18 protein-coding genes and 1 tRNA gene are annotated in these 13325 nt (G+C 67.6%); 16 read left to right on the plus strand and 3 right to left on the minus strand.

The window, feature by feature from the left end; all coding sequences use genetic code 11:
* From WC555_RS10370 to WC555_RS10380, 3 genes are all read right to left on the minus strand, one after another.
* Window positions 1-1044, minus strand: a 1044-nt coding sequence (locus WC555_RS10370; protein ID WP_373253359.1) for a M56 family metallopeptidase, incomplete at its 3' end; no start/stop codon positions are given.
* A complete protein-coding gene (locus WC555_RS10375; protein ID WP_373253360.1) occupies window positions 1041-1415 on the minus strand; it encodes a BlaI/MecI/CopY family transcriptional regulator in 375 nt (124 codons plus the stop codon). The genes WC555_RS10370 and WC555_RS10375, both read right to left, overlap by 4 nt.
* 142 nt (window positions 1416-1557) lie before the next feature.
* Window positions 1558-1634 (minus strand) — tRNA-Asp (locus WC555_RS10380).
* A 267-nt stretch (window positions 1635-1901) separates the two neighbouring features.
* Between WC555_RS10380 and WC555_RS10385 the strand changes: the two genes are divergently transcribed.
* From WC555_RS10385 to nuoK, 16 genes are all read left to right on the plus strand, one after another.
* Entirely contained in the window at window positions 1902-2279 is a 378-nt protein-coding gene (locus WC555_RS10385; RefSeq protein ID WP_298100386.1) for an NADH-quinone oxidoreductase subunit A, read from the plus strand.
* Window positions 2249-2923, plus strand: coding sequence for an NADH-quinone oxidoreductase subunit B family protein (locus WC555_RS10390; protein WP_373253361.1), 675 nt, complete (start codon window positions 2249-2251; stop codon window positions 2921-2923). Before WC555_RS10385 ends, WC555_RS10390 begins: the two co-directional genes overlap by 31 nt.
* Before the next feature lie 23 nt (window positions 2924-2946).
* Window positions 2947-3561, plus strand: a complete 615-nt coding sequence (locus WC555_RS10395) for an NADH-quinone oxidoreductase subunit C (RefSeq protein ID WP_373253413.1) — start codon at window positions 2947-2949, stop codon at window positions 3559-3561.
* Window positions 3561-4820 carry an NADH-quinone oxidoreductase subunit D gene (locus WC555_RS10400; protein ID WP_373253363.1) on the plus strand — a complete coding sequence of 420 codons (1260 nt, stop codon included), beginning with the start codon at window positions 3561-3563 and terminating at the stop codon, window positions 4818-4820. The genes WC555_RS10395 and WC555_RS10400 overlap by 1 nt, the downstream gene beginning before the upstream one ends.
* The gene (locus WC555_RS10405; protein WP_373253365.1) at window positions 4817-5005 is read left to right on the plus strand and encodes a hypothetical protein; all 189 of its coding nucleotides are present in this window, start codon (window positions 4817-4819) and stop codon (window positions 5003-5005) included. Before WC555_RS10400 ends, WC555_RS10405 begins: the two co-directional genes overlap by 4 nt.
* Window positions 5005-5667, plus strand: a complete 663-nt coding sequence (nuoE, locus tag WC555_RS10410) for an NADH-quinone oxidoreductase subunit NuoE (RefSeq protein WP_373253366.1) — start codon at window positions 5005-5007, stop codon at window positions 5665-5667. The genes WC555_RS10405 and nuoE overlap by 1 nt, the downstream gene beginning before the upstream one ends.
* The gene (locus WC555_RS10415) at window positions 5664-5930 is read left to right on the plus strand and encodes a hypothetical protein (protein WP_373253367.1); all 267 of its coding nucleotides are present in this window, start codon (window positions 5664-5666) and stop codon (window positions 5928-5930) included. The genes nuoE and WC555_RS10415 overlap by 4 nt, the downstream gene beginning before the upstream one ends.
* A gap of 3 nt (window positions 5931-5933) precedes the next feature.
* On the plus strand, window positions 5934-7247 hold the full coding sequence (gene nuoF, locus WC555_RS10420; RefSeq protein ID WP_373253368.1) for an NADH-quinone oxidoreductase subunit NuoF: 1314 nt from the start codon (window positions 5934-5936) through the stop codon (window positions 7245-7247).
* A 4-nt stretch (window positions 7248-7251) separates the two neighbouring features.
* On the plus strand, window positions 7252-7995 hold the full coding sequence (locus WC555_RS10425) for a GDSL-type esterase/lipase family protein (RefSeq protein WP_373253369.1): 744 nt from the start codon (window positions 7252-7254) through the stop codon (window positions 7993-7995).
* A complete protein-coding gene (locus WC555_RS10430; RefSeq protein WP_373253371.1) occupies window positions 7992-8492 on the plus strand; it encodes a hypothetical protein in 501 nt (166 codons plus the stop codon). Before WC555_RS10425 ends, WC555_RS10430 begins: the two co-directional genes overlap by 4 nt.
* Window positions 8492-10537, plus strand: a complete 2046-nt coding sequence (nuoG, locus tag WC555_RS10435; RefSeq protein ID WP_373253372.1) for an NADH-quinone oxidoreductase subunit NuoG — start codon at window positions 8492-8494, stop codon at window positions 10535-10537. Before WC555_RS10430 ends, nuoG begins: the two co-directional genes overlap by 1 nt.
* A gap of 6 nt (window positions 10538-10543) precedes the next feature.
* Window positions 10544-11608: an NADH-quinone oxidoreductase subunit NuoH gene (gene nuoH / locus WC555_RS10440; protein WP_373253373.1), complete on the plus strand. Its 1065-nt coding sequence runs from the start codon at window positions 10544-10546 to the stop codon at window positions 11606-11608.
* Entirely contained in the window at window positions 11605-11826 is a 222-nt protein-coding gene (locus tag WC555_RS10445) for a hypothetical protein (protein ID WP_373253374.1), read from the plus strand. The genes nuoH and WC555_RS10445 overlap by 4 nt, the downstream gene beginning before the upstream one ends.
* Complete coding sequence (gene nuoI / locus WC555_RS10450) at window positions 11823-12314, plus strand: NADH-quinone oxidoreductase subunit NuoI (protein WP_300468008.1); 492 nt, start codon at window positions 11823-11825, stop codon at window positions 12312-12314. The genes WC555_RS10445 and nuoI overlap by 4 nt, the downstream gene beginning before the upstream one ends.
* A 74-nt stretch (window positions 12315-12388) precedes the next feature.
* Window positions 12389-13015: an NADH-quinone oxidoreductase subunit J gene (locus tag WC555_RS10455; protein WP_373253375.1), complete on the plus strand. Its 627-nt coding sequence runs from the start codon at window positions 12389-12391 to the stop codon at window positions 13013-13015.
* Complete coding sequence (gene nuoK, locus WC555_RS10460) at window positions 13015-13323, plus strand: NADH-quinone oxidoreductase subunit NuoK (protein WP_292025854.1); 309 nt, start codon at window positions 13015-13017, stop codon at window positions 13321-13323. The genes WC555_RS10455 and nuoK overlap by 1 nt, the downstream gene beginning before the upstream one ends.
* Window positions 13324-13325 lie beyond the last annotated feature (2 nt).

A 13325-nucleotide genomic window follows, 5' to 3' on the forward strand; every position in this document is an offset into this window, starting at 1 on the left:
GGGCGGCAGAGGGGGCAGGGCGGCCTCGAGCGGGGCGACCGGAGGCAGGGGCGGCAACGGAGGCAGCGGCGGCGGCGGGGCGACCGGGGCCTGCGGCGCCGCGGGCGCGTCCCTGACGGACAGTTCCACGGCCGCCAGCGGCGTGGCGACGGCCAGAAGGACGCCGACGGTGACCGTGATGGCGAGGGGACGGGGCGAGACGGGACGGCGTTGGGTCATGACCTTGTTGATCCTTTTCGCGAGGGAACGGGCCGGTCCGGTCATGCCGGTGGCGGCCAGGGGGGTGAAGTCGGCGGCCAGACCCAGCAGGGTGCGGGCGTAGGTTTCCCGGTCGACATGGCGCAGGGCCTCGGCGTCGGCGGCCTCCTCGGACAGCCGGCCGAGCTCGGCCTGCAACAGCCAGACCAGGAGGTTGAACCAGAACAGGGCCGTGGCGACGCGGGACAGGGCGAGGAACAGCCAGTCCCGGCGGCGGATGTGGGCCAGTTCGTGGGCCATCACGGCCTCGGCGTCGCGCGGCTGGTTCAACTGGGCGGCGCCGATCAGGACCACGCCCGGCGGCACGCCCCAGCTGAGGGGCGAGGCGATGCGGCGGGTCGCCAGCAGCCGCGGACGGGATCGCCCCGCCAACCGGGCGAGCGGCGCGGTCCATGCCGGATCGGAGACGGCCTCGCCGGCGCGGGTCCAGCGGGCCAGCGTCAGAATCCCGAGGCCGAAGCGGGCGAGGAGACCGGCGGCGCCGAGTCCCCAGACCAGGGCGAACCAGGTCGACAGGGCGGGCGCCGCAAGGGCCGGCGCGGAGGCGGCGACGCTTCCGGCGGGCAGGATGAGAGTCTCCGGCGGCGGGGGCGCCGCGGCCAGCCAGATCGTCAGGTCGGGTCCGGCGAGGGCGATCAGGGGCAGGGCGACGAGCAGGACGACGGCCGCCCGCAGCAGGGCCGCCCGCTCCGCCGGCGACCGTCCGGTCAGCAGCCAGACGATCGTCAGGGCCAGGCCGGCGACGAGACTGGACTTGGCCAGCAGGGCCAGGAAGACGGCGGTCACGATCCCCGCTCCCGGGCATTTCTGATCGCTCGCTCGAGGGCCGCCAGTTCGTCGGGCTTCAGCCTTTTCGTCAAACCCAGCAGGGCGGTGGCGGCGCTGGCGGCCGAGCCGGCGAAGAAGGTGTCGACGAGGCGGTTCAGGGCCCCGGCGGCGACGGCCTCGGGATGGGGGACGGGGGCGTAGACATAGGTCGCCCCCTCGCTGTGGTGTCCGACCAGCCCCTTGGCCTCAAGCCGGGTCAGCAGGGTCCGCACGGCCGAGTCGCTGGGCGCGCCGGCCATGGCCTGACGCACCGCCGCCGCCGTGCCCTGTTCCAGCCGGCACAGGATCTCGAACACTTCGCGCTCGCGCCGGGGAAGGGTTTCGATCATGCCGTGGGTTCCTGCTACATTTGTAGTGTTACGTTTGTAGCGGAATAAGGCAAGAGTGCGGCGCGGGGATGAAACCGCGGTAACGTCGCCGATGTGAGGAGCGGGGGGAGGGGGTCCGCGCCACCTCTCCGGTCAGGAGAAGTGGCGCGAGTGACGGGACTCGAACCCGCGACCTCCGGCGTGACAGGCCGGCACTCTAACCAACTGAGCTACACCCGCGTATCCCGGCCGCGGCGCTGAAAGGTGCGTCGCGGCGAGGGGCGTCGTTTAGGCGGGGGCGGCTCGCACTGTCAAGCGACGATAAGAGCGTTCGGGACAGTTTTTCATCCGTTCCCGCGCCGTTCGGGCGGCCCCGGGCCGGGTCGGATTTTCTGCGAACCATTCTCAAGAAAAACCTTTCGTCACATGGGTTTGAACGGGCGCGGTTCAGCGGCTAGAAAGCGCCGAATCCGCCCCTCCCATCAAGGGCGGCCGAGGTCCCCCCGGATGAATGCATTCCTTCTCGAATATCTGCCGATCGTGATCTTTCTCGGGATCGCGGCGGTTCTCGGCCTCGGCTTCATGCTGGCGGCGTGGGTCCTGGCCCCGAAGAACCCCGACTCCGAGAAGCTGTCGGCCTATGAGTGCGGCTTCAACGCGTTCGACGACGCGCGGATGAAGTTCGATGTCCGCTTCTATCTGGTGTCGATCCTCTTCATCATCTTCGATCTGGAGGTGGCCTTCCTGTTCCCGTGGGCGGTGTCGATGTTCGACCTGTCGCAGGCGGGCATGGTGTTCGCCTTCTGGTCGATGATGGTGTTCCTCGGCGTGCTGACCGTCGGCTTTATCTACGAATGGAAGAAGGGCGCGCTCGAATGGGAGTGACGACCACGAACACCGTCCCGCTGATCGGCGTCGGCAACCAGGGCAGTTCGCCCGTGGGGCCCGCGTCCTCGCGCCTGGCCGGGCCGATGAGCACGACCATGTTCAACACCGGCGCCCGGTCGTCGGTCGAGGGCTATGATCCGGCCATCCACGACAAATTCTTCGAGGCCGTGAACGCCGAGCTGGGCGAGCGCGGCTTCATCACCACCTCGCTGGACGACGTCATCAACTGGGCCCGGACGGGCTCGCTGATGTGGATGACCTTCGGACTGGCCTGCTGCGCCGTGGAGATGATGCAGGCGTCGATGCCGCGCTTCGACATGGAGCGGTTCGGCATGGCCCCGCGCGCCAGCCCGCGTCAGTCCGACCTGATGATCGTGGCCGGCACCCTGACCAACAAGATGGCGCCGGCGCTGCGCAAGGTCTACGATCAGATGCCGGACCCGCGTTACGTGCTTTCCATGGGTTCGTGCGCCAACGGCGGCGGGTATTATCATTACAGTTACAGCGTCGTGCGCGGTTGCGACCGGGTTGTACCTGTCGACGTCTATGTGCCCGGCTGTCCGCCGACGGCGGAGGCGTTGCTGTACGGGCTGTTGCAGTTGCAGAAGAAGATCCGCCGCACCGGGACGATCGACCGATGAACGCGCTCGCCCGTATCGAAGAGATCGAGACCGCCCTGACGCCGCTGGGCGCCGAGATGGTCGGCGAACTGGGCGTCGAGGCGCAGATCGCGTTCGGCGAGCTGACGCTGATCGCCACGCGCGCCAACATCCTGTCGGTGCTGACGGCGCTGAAGGACCGGTTCGGCTTCCATCAGCTGCTGGACCTGTGCGGGGTCGACTTCCCCGACCGGGCCGAGCGGTTCGAGGTGGTCTATCACCTGCTGTCGATGACGCGGAACGCGCGGGTGCGGGTCAAGCTGTCGACCGACGAGGTCCAGCCGGTCCCGAGCGCCGTGGGCGTCTTCCCCTGCGCCGACTGGTTCGAGCGCGAGGCGTTCGACATGTACGGCATGCTGTTCGAGGGCCATCCGGACCTGCGCCGGCTGCTGACCGACTACGGCTTCCAGGGACATCCGCTGCGCAAGGACTTCCCCATGACCGGCTATGTCGAGGTCCGGTACGACGAGGAGCAGAAGCGGGTGGTCTATGAGCCCGTCAAACTGACCCAGGAGTTCCGCAATTTCGACTTCCTGTCGCCGTGGGAGGGCGCGGAATATCCGCTGCCGGTCCTGCCGGGCGACGAGAAGGCGCAAGGGCTGGCGGGGAGCAAGGCCTGATGGCTGACGGACACAACACCCCCCTGCCGATCGGCGCCACCGACGTCTTCGACGACGGCCTGACCGACCATGCCCGCGCGCTGGACGACCGCAAATTCACGATCAATTTCGGCCCGCAGCATCCGGCCGCGCACGGCGTGCTGCGCCTGGTGCTGGAGCTGGACGGCGAGCTGGTCACCCGCGTCGATCCGCACATCGGCCTGCTGCACCGCGGCACCGAGAAGCTGATGGAGGCGCGGACCTATCTGCAGAACGTGCCCTATCTGGATCGCCTCGACTATGTCGCGCCGATGAACCAGGAGCACGCCTTCTGCCTGGCCATCGAGAAGCTGCTGGGCGTGGACGTGCCGTACCGGGCCCAGCTGATCCGGGTGCTGTATTCCGAGATCGGGCGCATCCTCTCGCACCTGCTGAACGTGACCACCCAGGCCATGGACGTGGGCGCCCTGACGCCGCCGCTGTGGGGCTTCGAGGAACGCGAGAAGCTGATGGTGTTCTACGAGCGCGCTTCCGGCGCCCGTCTGCACGCCAACTACTTCCGTCCCGGCGGCGTCCACCAGGACCTGCCGATGGAGCTGGTCGACGATATCGGCCGCTGGTGCCGCGAATTCCCGGCGGCGCTGAAGGACATCGAGTCCCTGGTCACCGAGAACCGCATCTTCAAGCAGCGCAACGTCGACATCGGCGTGGTGTCGAAACAGCAGGCGCTGGACTGGGGCTTCACCGGGGTGATGCTGCGCGGCTCGGACATTCCGTGGGACCTGCGCAAGTCGCAGCCCTACGAATGCTACGCCGATCTCGAGTTCGACATCGCCGTGGGCAAGAACGGCGACTGCTGGGACCGCTACCTGTGCCGCATCGAGGAGATGAAGCAGTCGGTGCACATCATGGAGCAGTGCATCCACAAGCTGCGCAACTGCCCCGGCGAGCCGGTGATGACCGAGAACAACAAGGTCGTCCCGCCCAAGCGCGGCGAGATGAAGCGCTCGATGGAAGCGCTGATCCACCACTTCAAACTCTACACCGAGGGCTTCAGGACGCCCGAGGGCGAGGTCTACGCCTCCGTCGAGGCCCCCAAGGGCGAGTTCGGCATCTATCTGGTCTCTGACGGCACCAACAAACCGTACCGGGTCAAGATCTCGGCCCCGGGCTTCCGCTCGCTGCAGGCCATGGACTGGATGAACCGCGGCCACATGCTGGCGGACGTTTCCGCCATCCTCGGCTCGCTGGACATCGTGTTCGGGGAAGTGGACCGGTGAACGACAGGCCCCTGAGCGATCTCGTCCGCCAGGGCTGGGCGGTGGTCGGCTACACCGTGACCGACAGCGGCGGGGATGTGTGGAAGCACAACTTCCTCCTGAGCCGCCAGGGCGCGCACAAGGTGCTGACCGTGCGTAAGAAAATGATGGGCGAAGGCGTCGTCGCCTCTGAAATGGAAGTCTGATGAGCGTTCGTCGTCTCGCCAAGGAACAGCCCGCCGCGTTCGCCTTCTCGAAGGCGACGAAGGCCAAGGCCGACTGGTGGATCGCCAAATATCCCGAGAACCGTCGTCAGTCGGCGGTGATCCCGATCCTGTGGCTGGTGCAGAAGCAGGAGGGCTGGGTCTCCGAGCCCGCCATCCGCGCCATCGCCGAGCTGCTGGGCATGCCCTGGATCCGGGTGCTGGAGGTCGCGACCTTCTACACCATGTTCATGCTGGAGCCGGTGGGCACGGCGGCGCTGATCCAGGTCTGCGGCACGACGCCCTGCGCCCTGCGCGGCGCCGGCGAGCTGATGACGGTCTGCAAGAACAAGATCGGGCCGAAGGACACGCTGAGCGCCGACGGCCGCTTCACCTGGCAGGAAGTCGAATGCCTGGGCGCCTGCGCCAATGCGCCGATGGCCCAGATCAACGACTACTATTTCGAGGACCTGACCGCCGAGAGCATGGCGCAGATCATCGACGACTTCGCCGCCGGCAAGAAGCCGAAGCCGGGCAGCCGGGTCGGTCGCGCCAGCTCGGAGCCGGAAGGCGGGGCCCTGACCCTGACCGATCCGAGCCTTTACGACGGCTCGGCGGCGGCGAAGATCGACAAGCTGCCCAACAGCGATCCGGTGGTCGCATGACGCGCCCCGACCTGACCGATGACGCGAAGATCGCCGCTTACCGCGCCGAACTGCGCACGGTCGGCCGCAACCAGCGGCTGGCGGGGTTCGTGCTGGTCGTTCTGGGCGCTGTCGCTGTCTGGGGCGCCAGCTATGCCGGCGGCGCCGGTCCGATGGTGCAGTGGGCCGGTTACGCCGGCCTGGCCGTCGGCTGGGCCCTGATGCTGGCCGCCATCTTCCTTCGCACGCGTTATCACCGCCGCCGCATGGCGGAGATGGACTGAATCATGGTCGGAATCCTCGAAGACAAGGATCGCATCTTCACCAACCTCTACGGGCTCCAGGACTGGGGCCTCGAGGGCGCGAAGAAGCGCGGCGCGTGGAACGCGACCAGGGACATGCTCGACCTCGGTCGGGACTGGATCATCACCAACGTCAAGAATTCGGGGCTGCGCGGACGCGGCGGGGCCGGTTTCGGCACGGGGCTGAAATGGTCCTTCATGCCGAAAGAGGTGAAGGACCGGCCGCACTATCTGGTCGTCAACGCCGACGAGTCCGAGCCCGGGACCTGCAAGGACCGGGAGATCATGCGCCACGATCCGCAGCTGCTGATCGAGGGCTGTCTGATCGCCAGCTTCGCCATGCAGGCCCACGCCTGCTACATCTATCTGCGCGGCGAATATGTGCTGGAACGCGAGCGTATGGAGGCGGCGGTCAAGCAGGCCTATGAGGCGAAGCTGATCGGCAGGAACAACATCCATGGCTGGGATTTCGACGTCTATATCCACCATGGCGCCGGGGCCTATATCTGCGGCGAGGAGACGGCCCTGCTGGAGTCGCTGGAGGGCAAGAAGGGCCAGCCGCGGCTGAAGCCGCCGTTCCCGGCCGGGGCCGGCCTGTACGGCTGCCCGACCACGGTGAACAACGTCGAGTCGATCGCGGTGGTGGGCACCATCCTGCGCCGCGGGGCCGAGTGGTTCGCGGGCTTCGGCCGGCCGAACAACACCGGCACCAAGATCATGTCGATCAGCGGCCATGTGAACCGGCCGTGCAATGTCGAGGAGGCGATGTCGATCCCGCTGCGTCAGCTGCTGGAAGACCATTGCGGCGGCGTGCGCGGCGGCTGGGACAATCTGAAGGCCATCATCCCGGGCGGCTCTTCGGTGCCCCTGATCACGCGCGAGATGAGCGAAGTCGCGCTGATGGATTTCGACAGCCTGCGCGAGATGAAGTCGGGCCTCGGCACGGCGGCGGTGATCGTCATGGACCAGTCGACCGATCTGGTCCGCGCCATCGCCCGCATCAGCTATTTCTACAAGCACGAGAGCTGCGGCCAGTGCACGCCGTGCCGCGAGGGCACCGGCTGGATGTGGCGCGTGCTGGAGCGGATGGCCGTCGGCGAGGCCGATCCGTCCGAGATCGACATGCTGCTGGAGGTCTCGACCCAGATCGAGGGCCACACCATCTGCGCCCTCGGCGACGCGGCGGCCTGGCCGGTCCAGGGTCTGATCCGGCATTTCCGTCACGAGATCGAGGATCGCATCGCCTCCTACCGCAGCCGCCGCGCGAACTTCGCCGGCCACGCGATCGCGGCGGAGTAGGGCCTTGGGTTCAACGCGCGCCATCCTCGCGGGACTGCTGATCGGAACCGGACTGCTGTCCGGCGCCGCGGCGCCCGCGTGGGCGGGCAGCGGACCGGATGGGGTCGAGGCTGCGTCCCCGCAGTCGGCCGGCGTCGCGCCGCCCGCGGTCTATACGGACCCCTGGCTGGTCGGCCACTACCGCGAGCGGACCACCCTGTTCGCCGGCTATGCGCCGCTGGACGGGACGGGCGTCGCCTTCGTCGGCGACAGCATCACCGAGGGCGGCGACTGGGCGGCCCTGTTTCCCGGCATGCCGGTGCGCAATTACGGCGTCAGCGGCGACCGGTCCGACGGCGTCCTGGCCCGGTCCGGACAGGTCACGGCCGCGAGGCCGGCCCGCATCATTCTGATGATCGGCACCAATGATCTGGCCAACGGCTATACGCCCGAGACCATCGCCGCCAACGTCGGCCAGGTGCTGGCGCTGTGGAAGGCCGCCCTGCCGCAGACGCAGCTGGTGGTCGAGAGCGTCCTGCCGCGCCAGCCCGAATTCGACGGCCGCATCCGCGACCTGAACGCCCGGCTGGAGCAGGCCGCCCGCGCGAACGGCGCGGGCTGGATCGACATCCACACGCCCTTCCTGTCCGGCGCCGACCGGCTGGACCCGGCCGTGACCGAAGACGATCTTCACCTGACGCCGCCCGGCTATGCGCGCTGGAAGACGCTCATCGAGGACTGCGTGCGCGAGGGAGCGTGCGGCCGATGATGCGTGCGTCGCTTCTCCTGTCGGGTCTGTTCCTCGTGCTGGCCGCCTGCGGCGAGCGCGCCGACGCGCCCGCGCCGACGCCGGCGGACAAGGTCCCGGCCGTGAACCCGGCGTCCGCCGCCGAGGCCAGCGTGCCGGTGGTGCTGAACGCCGCCGATCTGCGTGGGGTCTGCAGGGCCGGGCTGGCCGCCATCCATGGCCAGGACCTGTCGGCCATCCAGATCGACGGCGCCGAGGGCCAGGTCGTCAACGCCTCGTGGCGCGCGCCGGTCGACGGCGGACGCCGCCGGGCCCAGTGCCGGATCGAGGGCGACGTCGTCACCTGGAAACAGGTCGGGGCCGCCAACCCCGAACAGAACCGCTGGATGAACCAGTCCGGAGACCCGGTGACGCGCTTCGTCCTTGACGGCGAGGCCATCACCATCAACACGACGCTCCCGAATGGGACGACCGCCACGGAAGTGTATTCCGTGGCGACTGAGCAAGAGGCCCGCTGATGCCCGTCGCCAAGGTCAACGGCGTAGAAACCGAGTTCGAGCCCGGGATGACCGTGCTGCAGGTCGCCGAGCGCGCCGGGCACGAGATTCCGCGCTTCTGCTATCACGAGCGGCTGTCGATCGCCGGCAACTGCCGCATGTGCCTGGTCGAGGTGAAGCCCGGACCGCCGAAGCCGCAGGCGTCGTGCGCCCTGCCGGCCGCCGAGGGCCAGGAAATCTTCACCGACACGCCGATGGTCAGGAAGGCGCGCGAAGGGGTGATGGAGTTCCTGCTCATCAACCACCCGCTGGACTGCCCGATCTGCGACCAGGGCGGCGAGTGCGACCTGCAGGACCAGTCGATCGGCTATGGCCGCGACGGCTCGCGCTACGCCGAGAACAAGCGCGCGGTCGAAGAAAAGAACATGGGTCCGACGGTCAAGACCTTCATGACCCGCTGCATCCAGTGCACCCGCTGCGTCCGCTTCATCACCGAGGTCGCCGGCGTGCCGGACATCGGCATGATCTCGCGCGGCGAGGACGCCGAGATCACCACCTATCTCGAGAAGAACATCGACAGCGAGCTGTCGGGCAACGTCAACGACCTGTGCCCCGTCGGCGCCCTGACCCATCGGCCGTGGCAGTACCACTATCGCCCGTGGGAGCTGAAGAAGACCGAGACCATCGACGTCATGGACGCCCTGGGCTCGAACATCCGCGCCGACTCCAAGGGCGCGGAAGTGATGCGCGTCCTGCCGCGGGTCAACGAGGGCATCAATGAGGAGTGGCTGTCGGACATCAGCCGCTACGCGGTCGACGGCCTGCAGCGTCAGCGGCTGGACCAGCCTTATGTGCGCGAGAACGGCAAGCTGCGCGCGGCGACCTGGGACGAGGCACTGGACGCCGTGGCCGGCAAGCTGAAGGCGGCCGCGGCCGACCGGATCGGCGTCATCGCCGGCGACCTGCAGGACGCGGAATCGATGAAGGCGGCGCTGGACCTGTTCCGCGCCCTCGGCTCGGCCAACACCGACTGCCGTCAGGACGGGTCGGCCCTGGGTTACGGCCCGCGCGAGAGCTGGCTGTTCAACTCGGGTCTGGCCGGGGTCGAAAAGGCCGACGCCGTGCTGATCGTCGGGTCGAACCCGCGCACCGAGGCCCCGCTGCTGAACGCCCGTCTGCGCAAGGCGTGGCTGGCGGGGACGAGCGAAATCGGCCTGATCGGAGAACAGGCTGATTTGACCTATGAATACAGCTATCTCGGCGCGGGATCGAAGACCCTGGGCAAGCTGCCCAAGGCGGCGCTGGACGCCCTGACCAAGGCCGAGCGGCCGGCGATCATCGTCGGCGGCGGGGCGCTGTCGGGCGCCGGCGGACCGGCGGTGCTGAACGCGATCGGCGCCCTGGCCAAGAAGGTCGGCGCGGTCGTCGAGGGCTGGAATGGGTTCAATGTGCTGCACACGGCCGCCTCGCGCGTCGCCGGTCTGGACATGGGCTTCGTGCCGGCGGCCGGCGGCAAGACGGCCGGCGAGATGCTGAAGCCGGGCGCGCTGGACGTGCTGTTCCTGCTGGGCGCCGACGAGGTCGAGCCGACGGCGTCGGACGCCTTCCGCGTCTATCTGGGCAGCCACGGCGACCGGGGCGCGCACGGGGCGGACGTGATCCTGCCGGGCGCGGCCTATACCGAGAAGTCGGGCCTGTACGTCAACACCGAGGGCCGGGTGCAGATGGCCGAACGCGTCGTCTTCCCCAAGGGACAGGCGAAGGAGGACTGGGCCATCCTGCGGGCGCTGTCGGCCCGCGTGGGGCAGACCCTGCCGTACGACACCCTCGACGCCTTGCGCGCGAAGCTGATGGCGGATCATCCGACCTTCGGCCGCATCGATTACCTGCCGACGCCGGCGGCGTTCGACACCGGTTCGCTGGGCAAGAAGGGCGACCTGGGCGATGTCGCCTTCGCCTCGGCGGTGCGAGACCCCTATCTGAACAACCCGATCACGCGCGCCAGCGTGACCATGGCCGAGCTGTCCGCCCTGCGGATCGCCCCGGTCGCGATGGCGGCGGAGTAAGGACCGATGGATTTCTGGACCACCCCGCTCGGCTGGACGCTCGCCACCATCGGCGGAATCCTGCTCGTCACCGTCGGCATCCTGATCTCGCTGGCCTTCCTGCTGCTGGCGGACCGGAAGATCTGGGCCGGGGTGCAGATGCGCAAGGGACCCAATGTGGTCGGGCCGTTCGGCCTGCTGCAGTCCTTCGCCGACTTCTTCAAATTCGTGCTCAAGGAAATCATCGTGCCGGCGGGCGCCGACAAGGTGGTGTTCCTGCTGGCGCCGCTGCTGACCTTCATCCTGGCCTTCATCGCCTGGGCGGCCATTCCGTTCGCGCCGGGCTGGGTCATCTCGGACCTGAACGTCGGCATCCTCTACATCTTCGCGATCAGCTCGCTGGGCGTGTACGGCATCATCATGGGCGGCTGGGCTTCGAACTCGAAGTATCCGTTCCTGGGATCGCTGCGCAGCGCGGCGCAGATGGTTTCGTATGAAGTCTCCATCGGTCTGGTGATCATCAACGTCATCCTGCTGGCCGGGACGATGAACCTGACCTCGATCGTCGAGCAGCAGCAGGGCATGTTCTGGAACTGGTTCGCCTTCGGCGGCGGGGCAGGGACGTGGCCGACCATCGTGGTGATGATCCCGATGGCGGTGATCTTCTTCGTCTCGGCCCTCGCCGAGACCAACCGCCCGCCGTTCGACCTGCCCGAGGCGGAGTCGGAACTGGTGGCTGGCTATCAGGTCGAATATTCCTCAACCCCGTACCTGCTGTTCATGATCGGCGAATACGCCAACATCGTCTTCATGTGCGCCATGATCAGCCTGCTGTTCTTCGGCGGCTGGAACCCGGGCGTGCCGCAGATGTGGCTGGACGCCCTGCCGGGCTGGCTGGAGCAGGCCATCTATCTGATCACCTTCCTGGGCAAGATCGTTGTGGCCTTCTTCATGATCGCCCTGGTGAAGGCCTTCGTGCCCCGCTACCGCTATGACCAGCTGATGCGCCTGGGCTGGAAGATCTTCCTGCCGACCTCGCTGGTCTGCGTCGTCGCGGTCGCCGCCTGGCGCGTGTTCGCGGTGGGCGCATGAGCCGGATCCTGACCCTCGTGCTGCTGGCGTCCATGGCCGGCGCCTGCACCATTCCGACCTATGAGGCCGATCCCGTGTCGGTCTACCAATGGGAACGCCGCCAGGAGGGAATCCAGCGCCAGCAGGCCGAGCGCGAACGCCTGTGCCGCATCACCAAGGACGACGACCCGCGCAAGGAAGAGCTTTGCCGCGGCGTTTCCGGAGCCAGACCGTCATGATGAACCGTCTCGTCCAGGCCGCGAAGGGCGCGCTGCTGATCGACGTCATCGGCGCGATCGGCCTGTCGTTCAAATACATGGCCCGGCCCAAGGCCACGGTGAACTATCCGTTCGAGCGCAATCCGCAGTCGCCACGCTTCCGCGGCGAGCACGCCCTGCGCCGCTACGCCAACGGCGAGGAACGTTGCATCGCCTGCAAGCTGTGCGAGGCCATCTGCCCGGCCCAGGCCATCACCATCGAGTCCGAGCCGCGCGCCGACGGCAGCCGCCGCACGACGCGCTACGACATCGACATGGTCAAATGCATCTACTGCGGCCTGTGCCAGGAGGCCTGCCCGGTCGACGCCATCGTGGAAGGTCCGAACTCGGAGTTCACGACCGAGACCCGCGAGGAACTGCTCTATGACAAGGACCGGCTGCTCGCCAACGGCGACCGCTGGGAACGACTGATCGCAAAGAATCTGGAACTCGACGCGCCTTACCGGTAAGGCGCACACGCTCACCGGGCCGTGATTCCTGAACGGGATCGCCGCCCACAGTCCGAAAGGGGCGAAGGCCTCCGATGTTGCAAGGCATTGCCTTCTATCTGCTGGCCGCGGTGGCCGTGCTGGGCGGCCTGATGGTCGTGACGGCGAAGAACCCCGTGCACAGCGTGCTGTGGCTGATCCTCGCCTTCTTCTCGTCGGCGGGGCTGTTCGTGCTGCTGGGGGCCGAGTTCCTGGCCATGCTGCTGGTCGTCGTCTACGTCGGCGCGGTCGCGGTGCTGTTCCTGTTCGTCGTCATGATGCTGGACGTGGACTTCGTGAAGCTGCGCGAGGGCTATGCCCGCTACCTGCCGCTGGCGATGATCGTGGCGGGGATACTGCTGGCCGAGATGATCATCATCTCGCTGGCCGTGGTCAGCGGGGGCGCGGCGTCGGACTCGATCGGGCCGGTGGCGGCGACCGACGGGATGTCCAATGTCGAGGCCATCGGGCGCGTTCTGTATACGGACTATGTCTACATCTTCCAGGCGGCGGGGATCGTGCTGCTGATCGCCATGATCGGGGCCATCCTGCTGACCCTGCGTCACAAGCCCAACATCAAACGCCAGAACATCGCCCGCCAGGTCGGCCGCGACGCGAAGACGGCGATGGAAGTCAAGTCGGTGACCACCGGCGCCGGCATCTCGTCCGAGGATCTGCTCTGATGGAAATCACCCTGCAGCACTATCTGGCGGTGGGCGCGATCCTGTTCACCATCGGCGTCTTCGGCATCTTCGTGAACCGCAAGAACGTTATCATCATCCTGATGTCGATCGAGCTGATCCTGCTGGCCGTGAACATCAATTTCGTCGCCTTCTCGGCCTATCTCAACGACGTCCAGGGGCAGATCATGGCCATGTTCGTCCTGACCGTCGCGGCCGCCGAGGCTGCCGTGGGTCTGGCCATCCTGGTGACCTTCTTCCGCAACCGCGGCGACATCGCGGTTGATGACGCCTCGGTGATGAAGGGCTGATC

The organism is Brevundimonas sp. (genome assembly GCF_041648615.1).
In the GTDB taxonomy this organism is placed as follows: Bacteria; Pseudomonadota; Alphaproteobacteria; order Caulobacterales; family Caulobacteraceae; genus Brevundimonas.

Excerpts from the sequence above, each read along its gene's own strand:
- WC555_RS10375 (WP_373253360.1), bottom strand. The coding sequence starts at position 1,415 with ATGATCGAAACCCTTCCCCGGCGCGAGCGCGAAGTGTTCGAGATCCTG.
- WC555_RS10385 (WP_298100386.1), top strand. The coding sequence starts at position 1,902 with ATGAATGCATTCCTTCTCGAATATCTGCCGATCGTGATCTTTCTCGGG.
- WC555_RS10390 (WP_373253361.1), top strand. The coding sequence starts at position 2,249 with ATGGAAGAAGGGCGCGCTCGAATGGGAGTGACGACCACGAACACCGTC.
- WC555_RS10400 (WP_373253363.1), top strand. The coding sequence starts at position 3,561 with ATGGCTGACGGACACAACACCCCCCTGCCGATCGGCGCCACCGACGTC.
- nuoE (WP_373253366.1), top strand. The coding sequence starts at position 5,005 with ATGAGCGTTCGTCGTCTCGCCAAGGAACAGCCCGCCGCGTTCGCCTTC.
- WC555_RS10415 (WP_373253367.1), top strand. The coding sequence starts at position 5,664 with ATGACGCGCCCCGACCTGACCGATGACGCGAAGATCGCCGCTTACCGC.
- nuoF (WP_373253368.1), top strand. The coding sequence starts at position 5,934 with ATGGTCGGAATCCTCGAAGACAAGGATCGCATCTTCACCAACCTCTAC.
- WC555_RS10430 (WP_373253371.1), top strand. The coding sequence starts at position 7,992 with ATGATGCGTGCGTCGCTTCTCCTGTCGGGTCTGTTCCTCGTGCTGGCC.
- nuoG (WP_373253372.1), top strand. The coding sequence starts at position 8,492 with ATGCCCGTCGCCAAGGTCAACGGCGTAGAAACCGAGTTCGAGCCCGGG.
- nuoH (WP_373253373.1), top strand. The coding sequence starts at position 10,544 with ATGGATTTCTGGACCACCCCGCTCGGCTGGACGCTCGCCACCATCGGC.
- WC555_RS10445 (WP_373253374.1), top strand. The coding sequence starts at position 11,605 with ATGAGCCGGATCCTGACCCTCGTGCTGCTGGCGTCCATGGCCGGCGCC.
- nuoI (WP_300468008.1), top strand. The coding sequence starts at position 11,823 with ATGATGAACCGTCTCGTCCAGGCCGCGAAGGGCGCGCTGCTGATCGAC.
- WC555_RS10455 (WP_373253375.1), top strand. The coding sequence starts at position 12,389 with ATGTTGCAAGGCATTGCCTTCTATCTGCTGGCCGCGGTGGCCGTGCTG.
- nuoK (WP_292025854.1), top strand. The coding sequence starts at position 13,015 with ATGGAAATCACCCTGCAGCACTATCTGGCGGTGGGCGCGATCCTGTTC.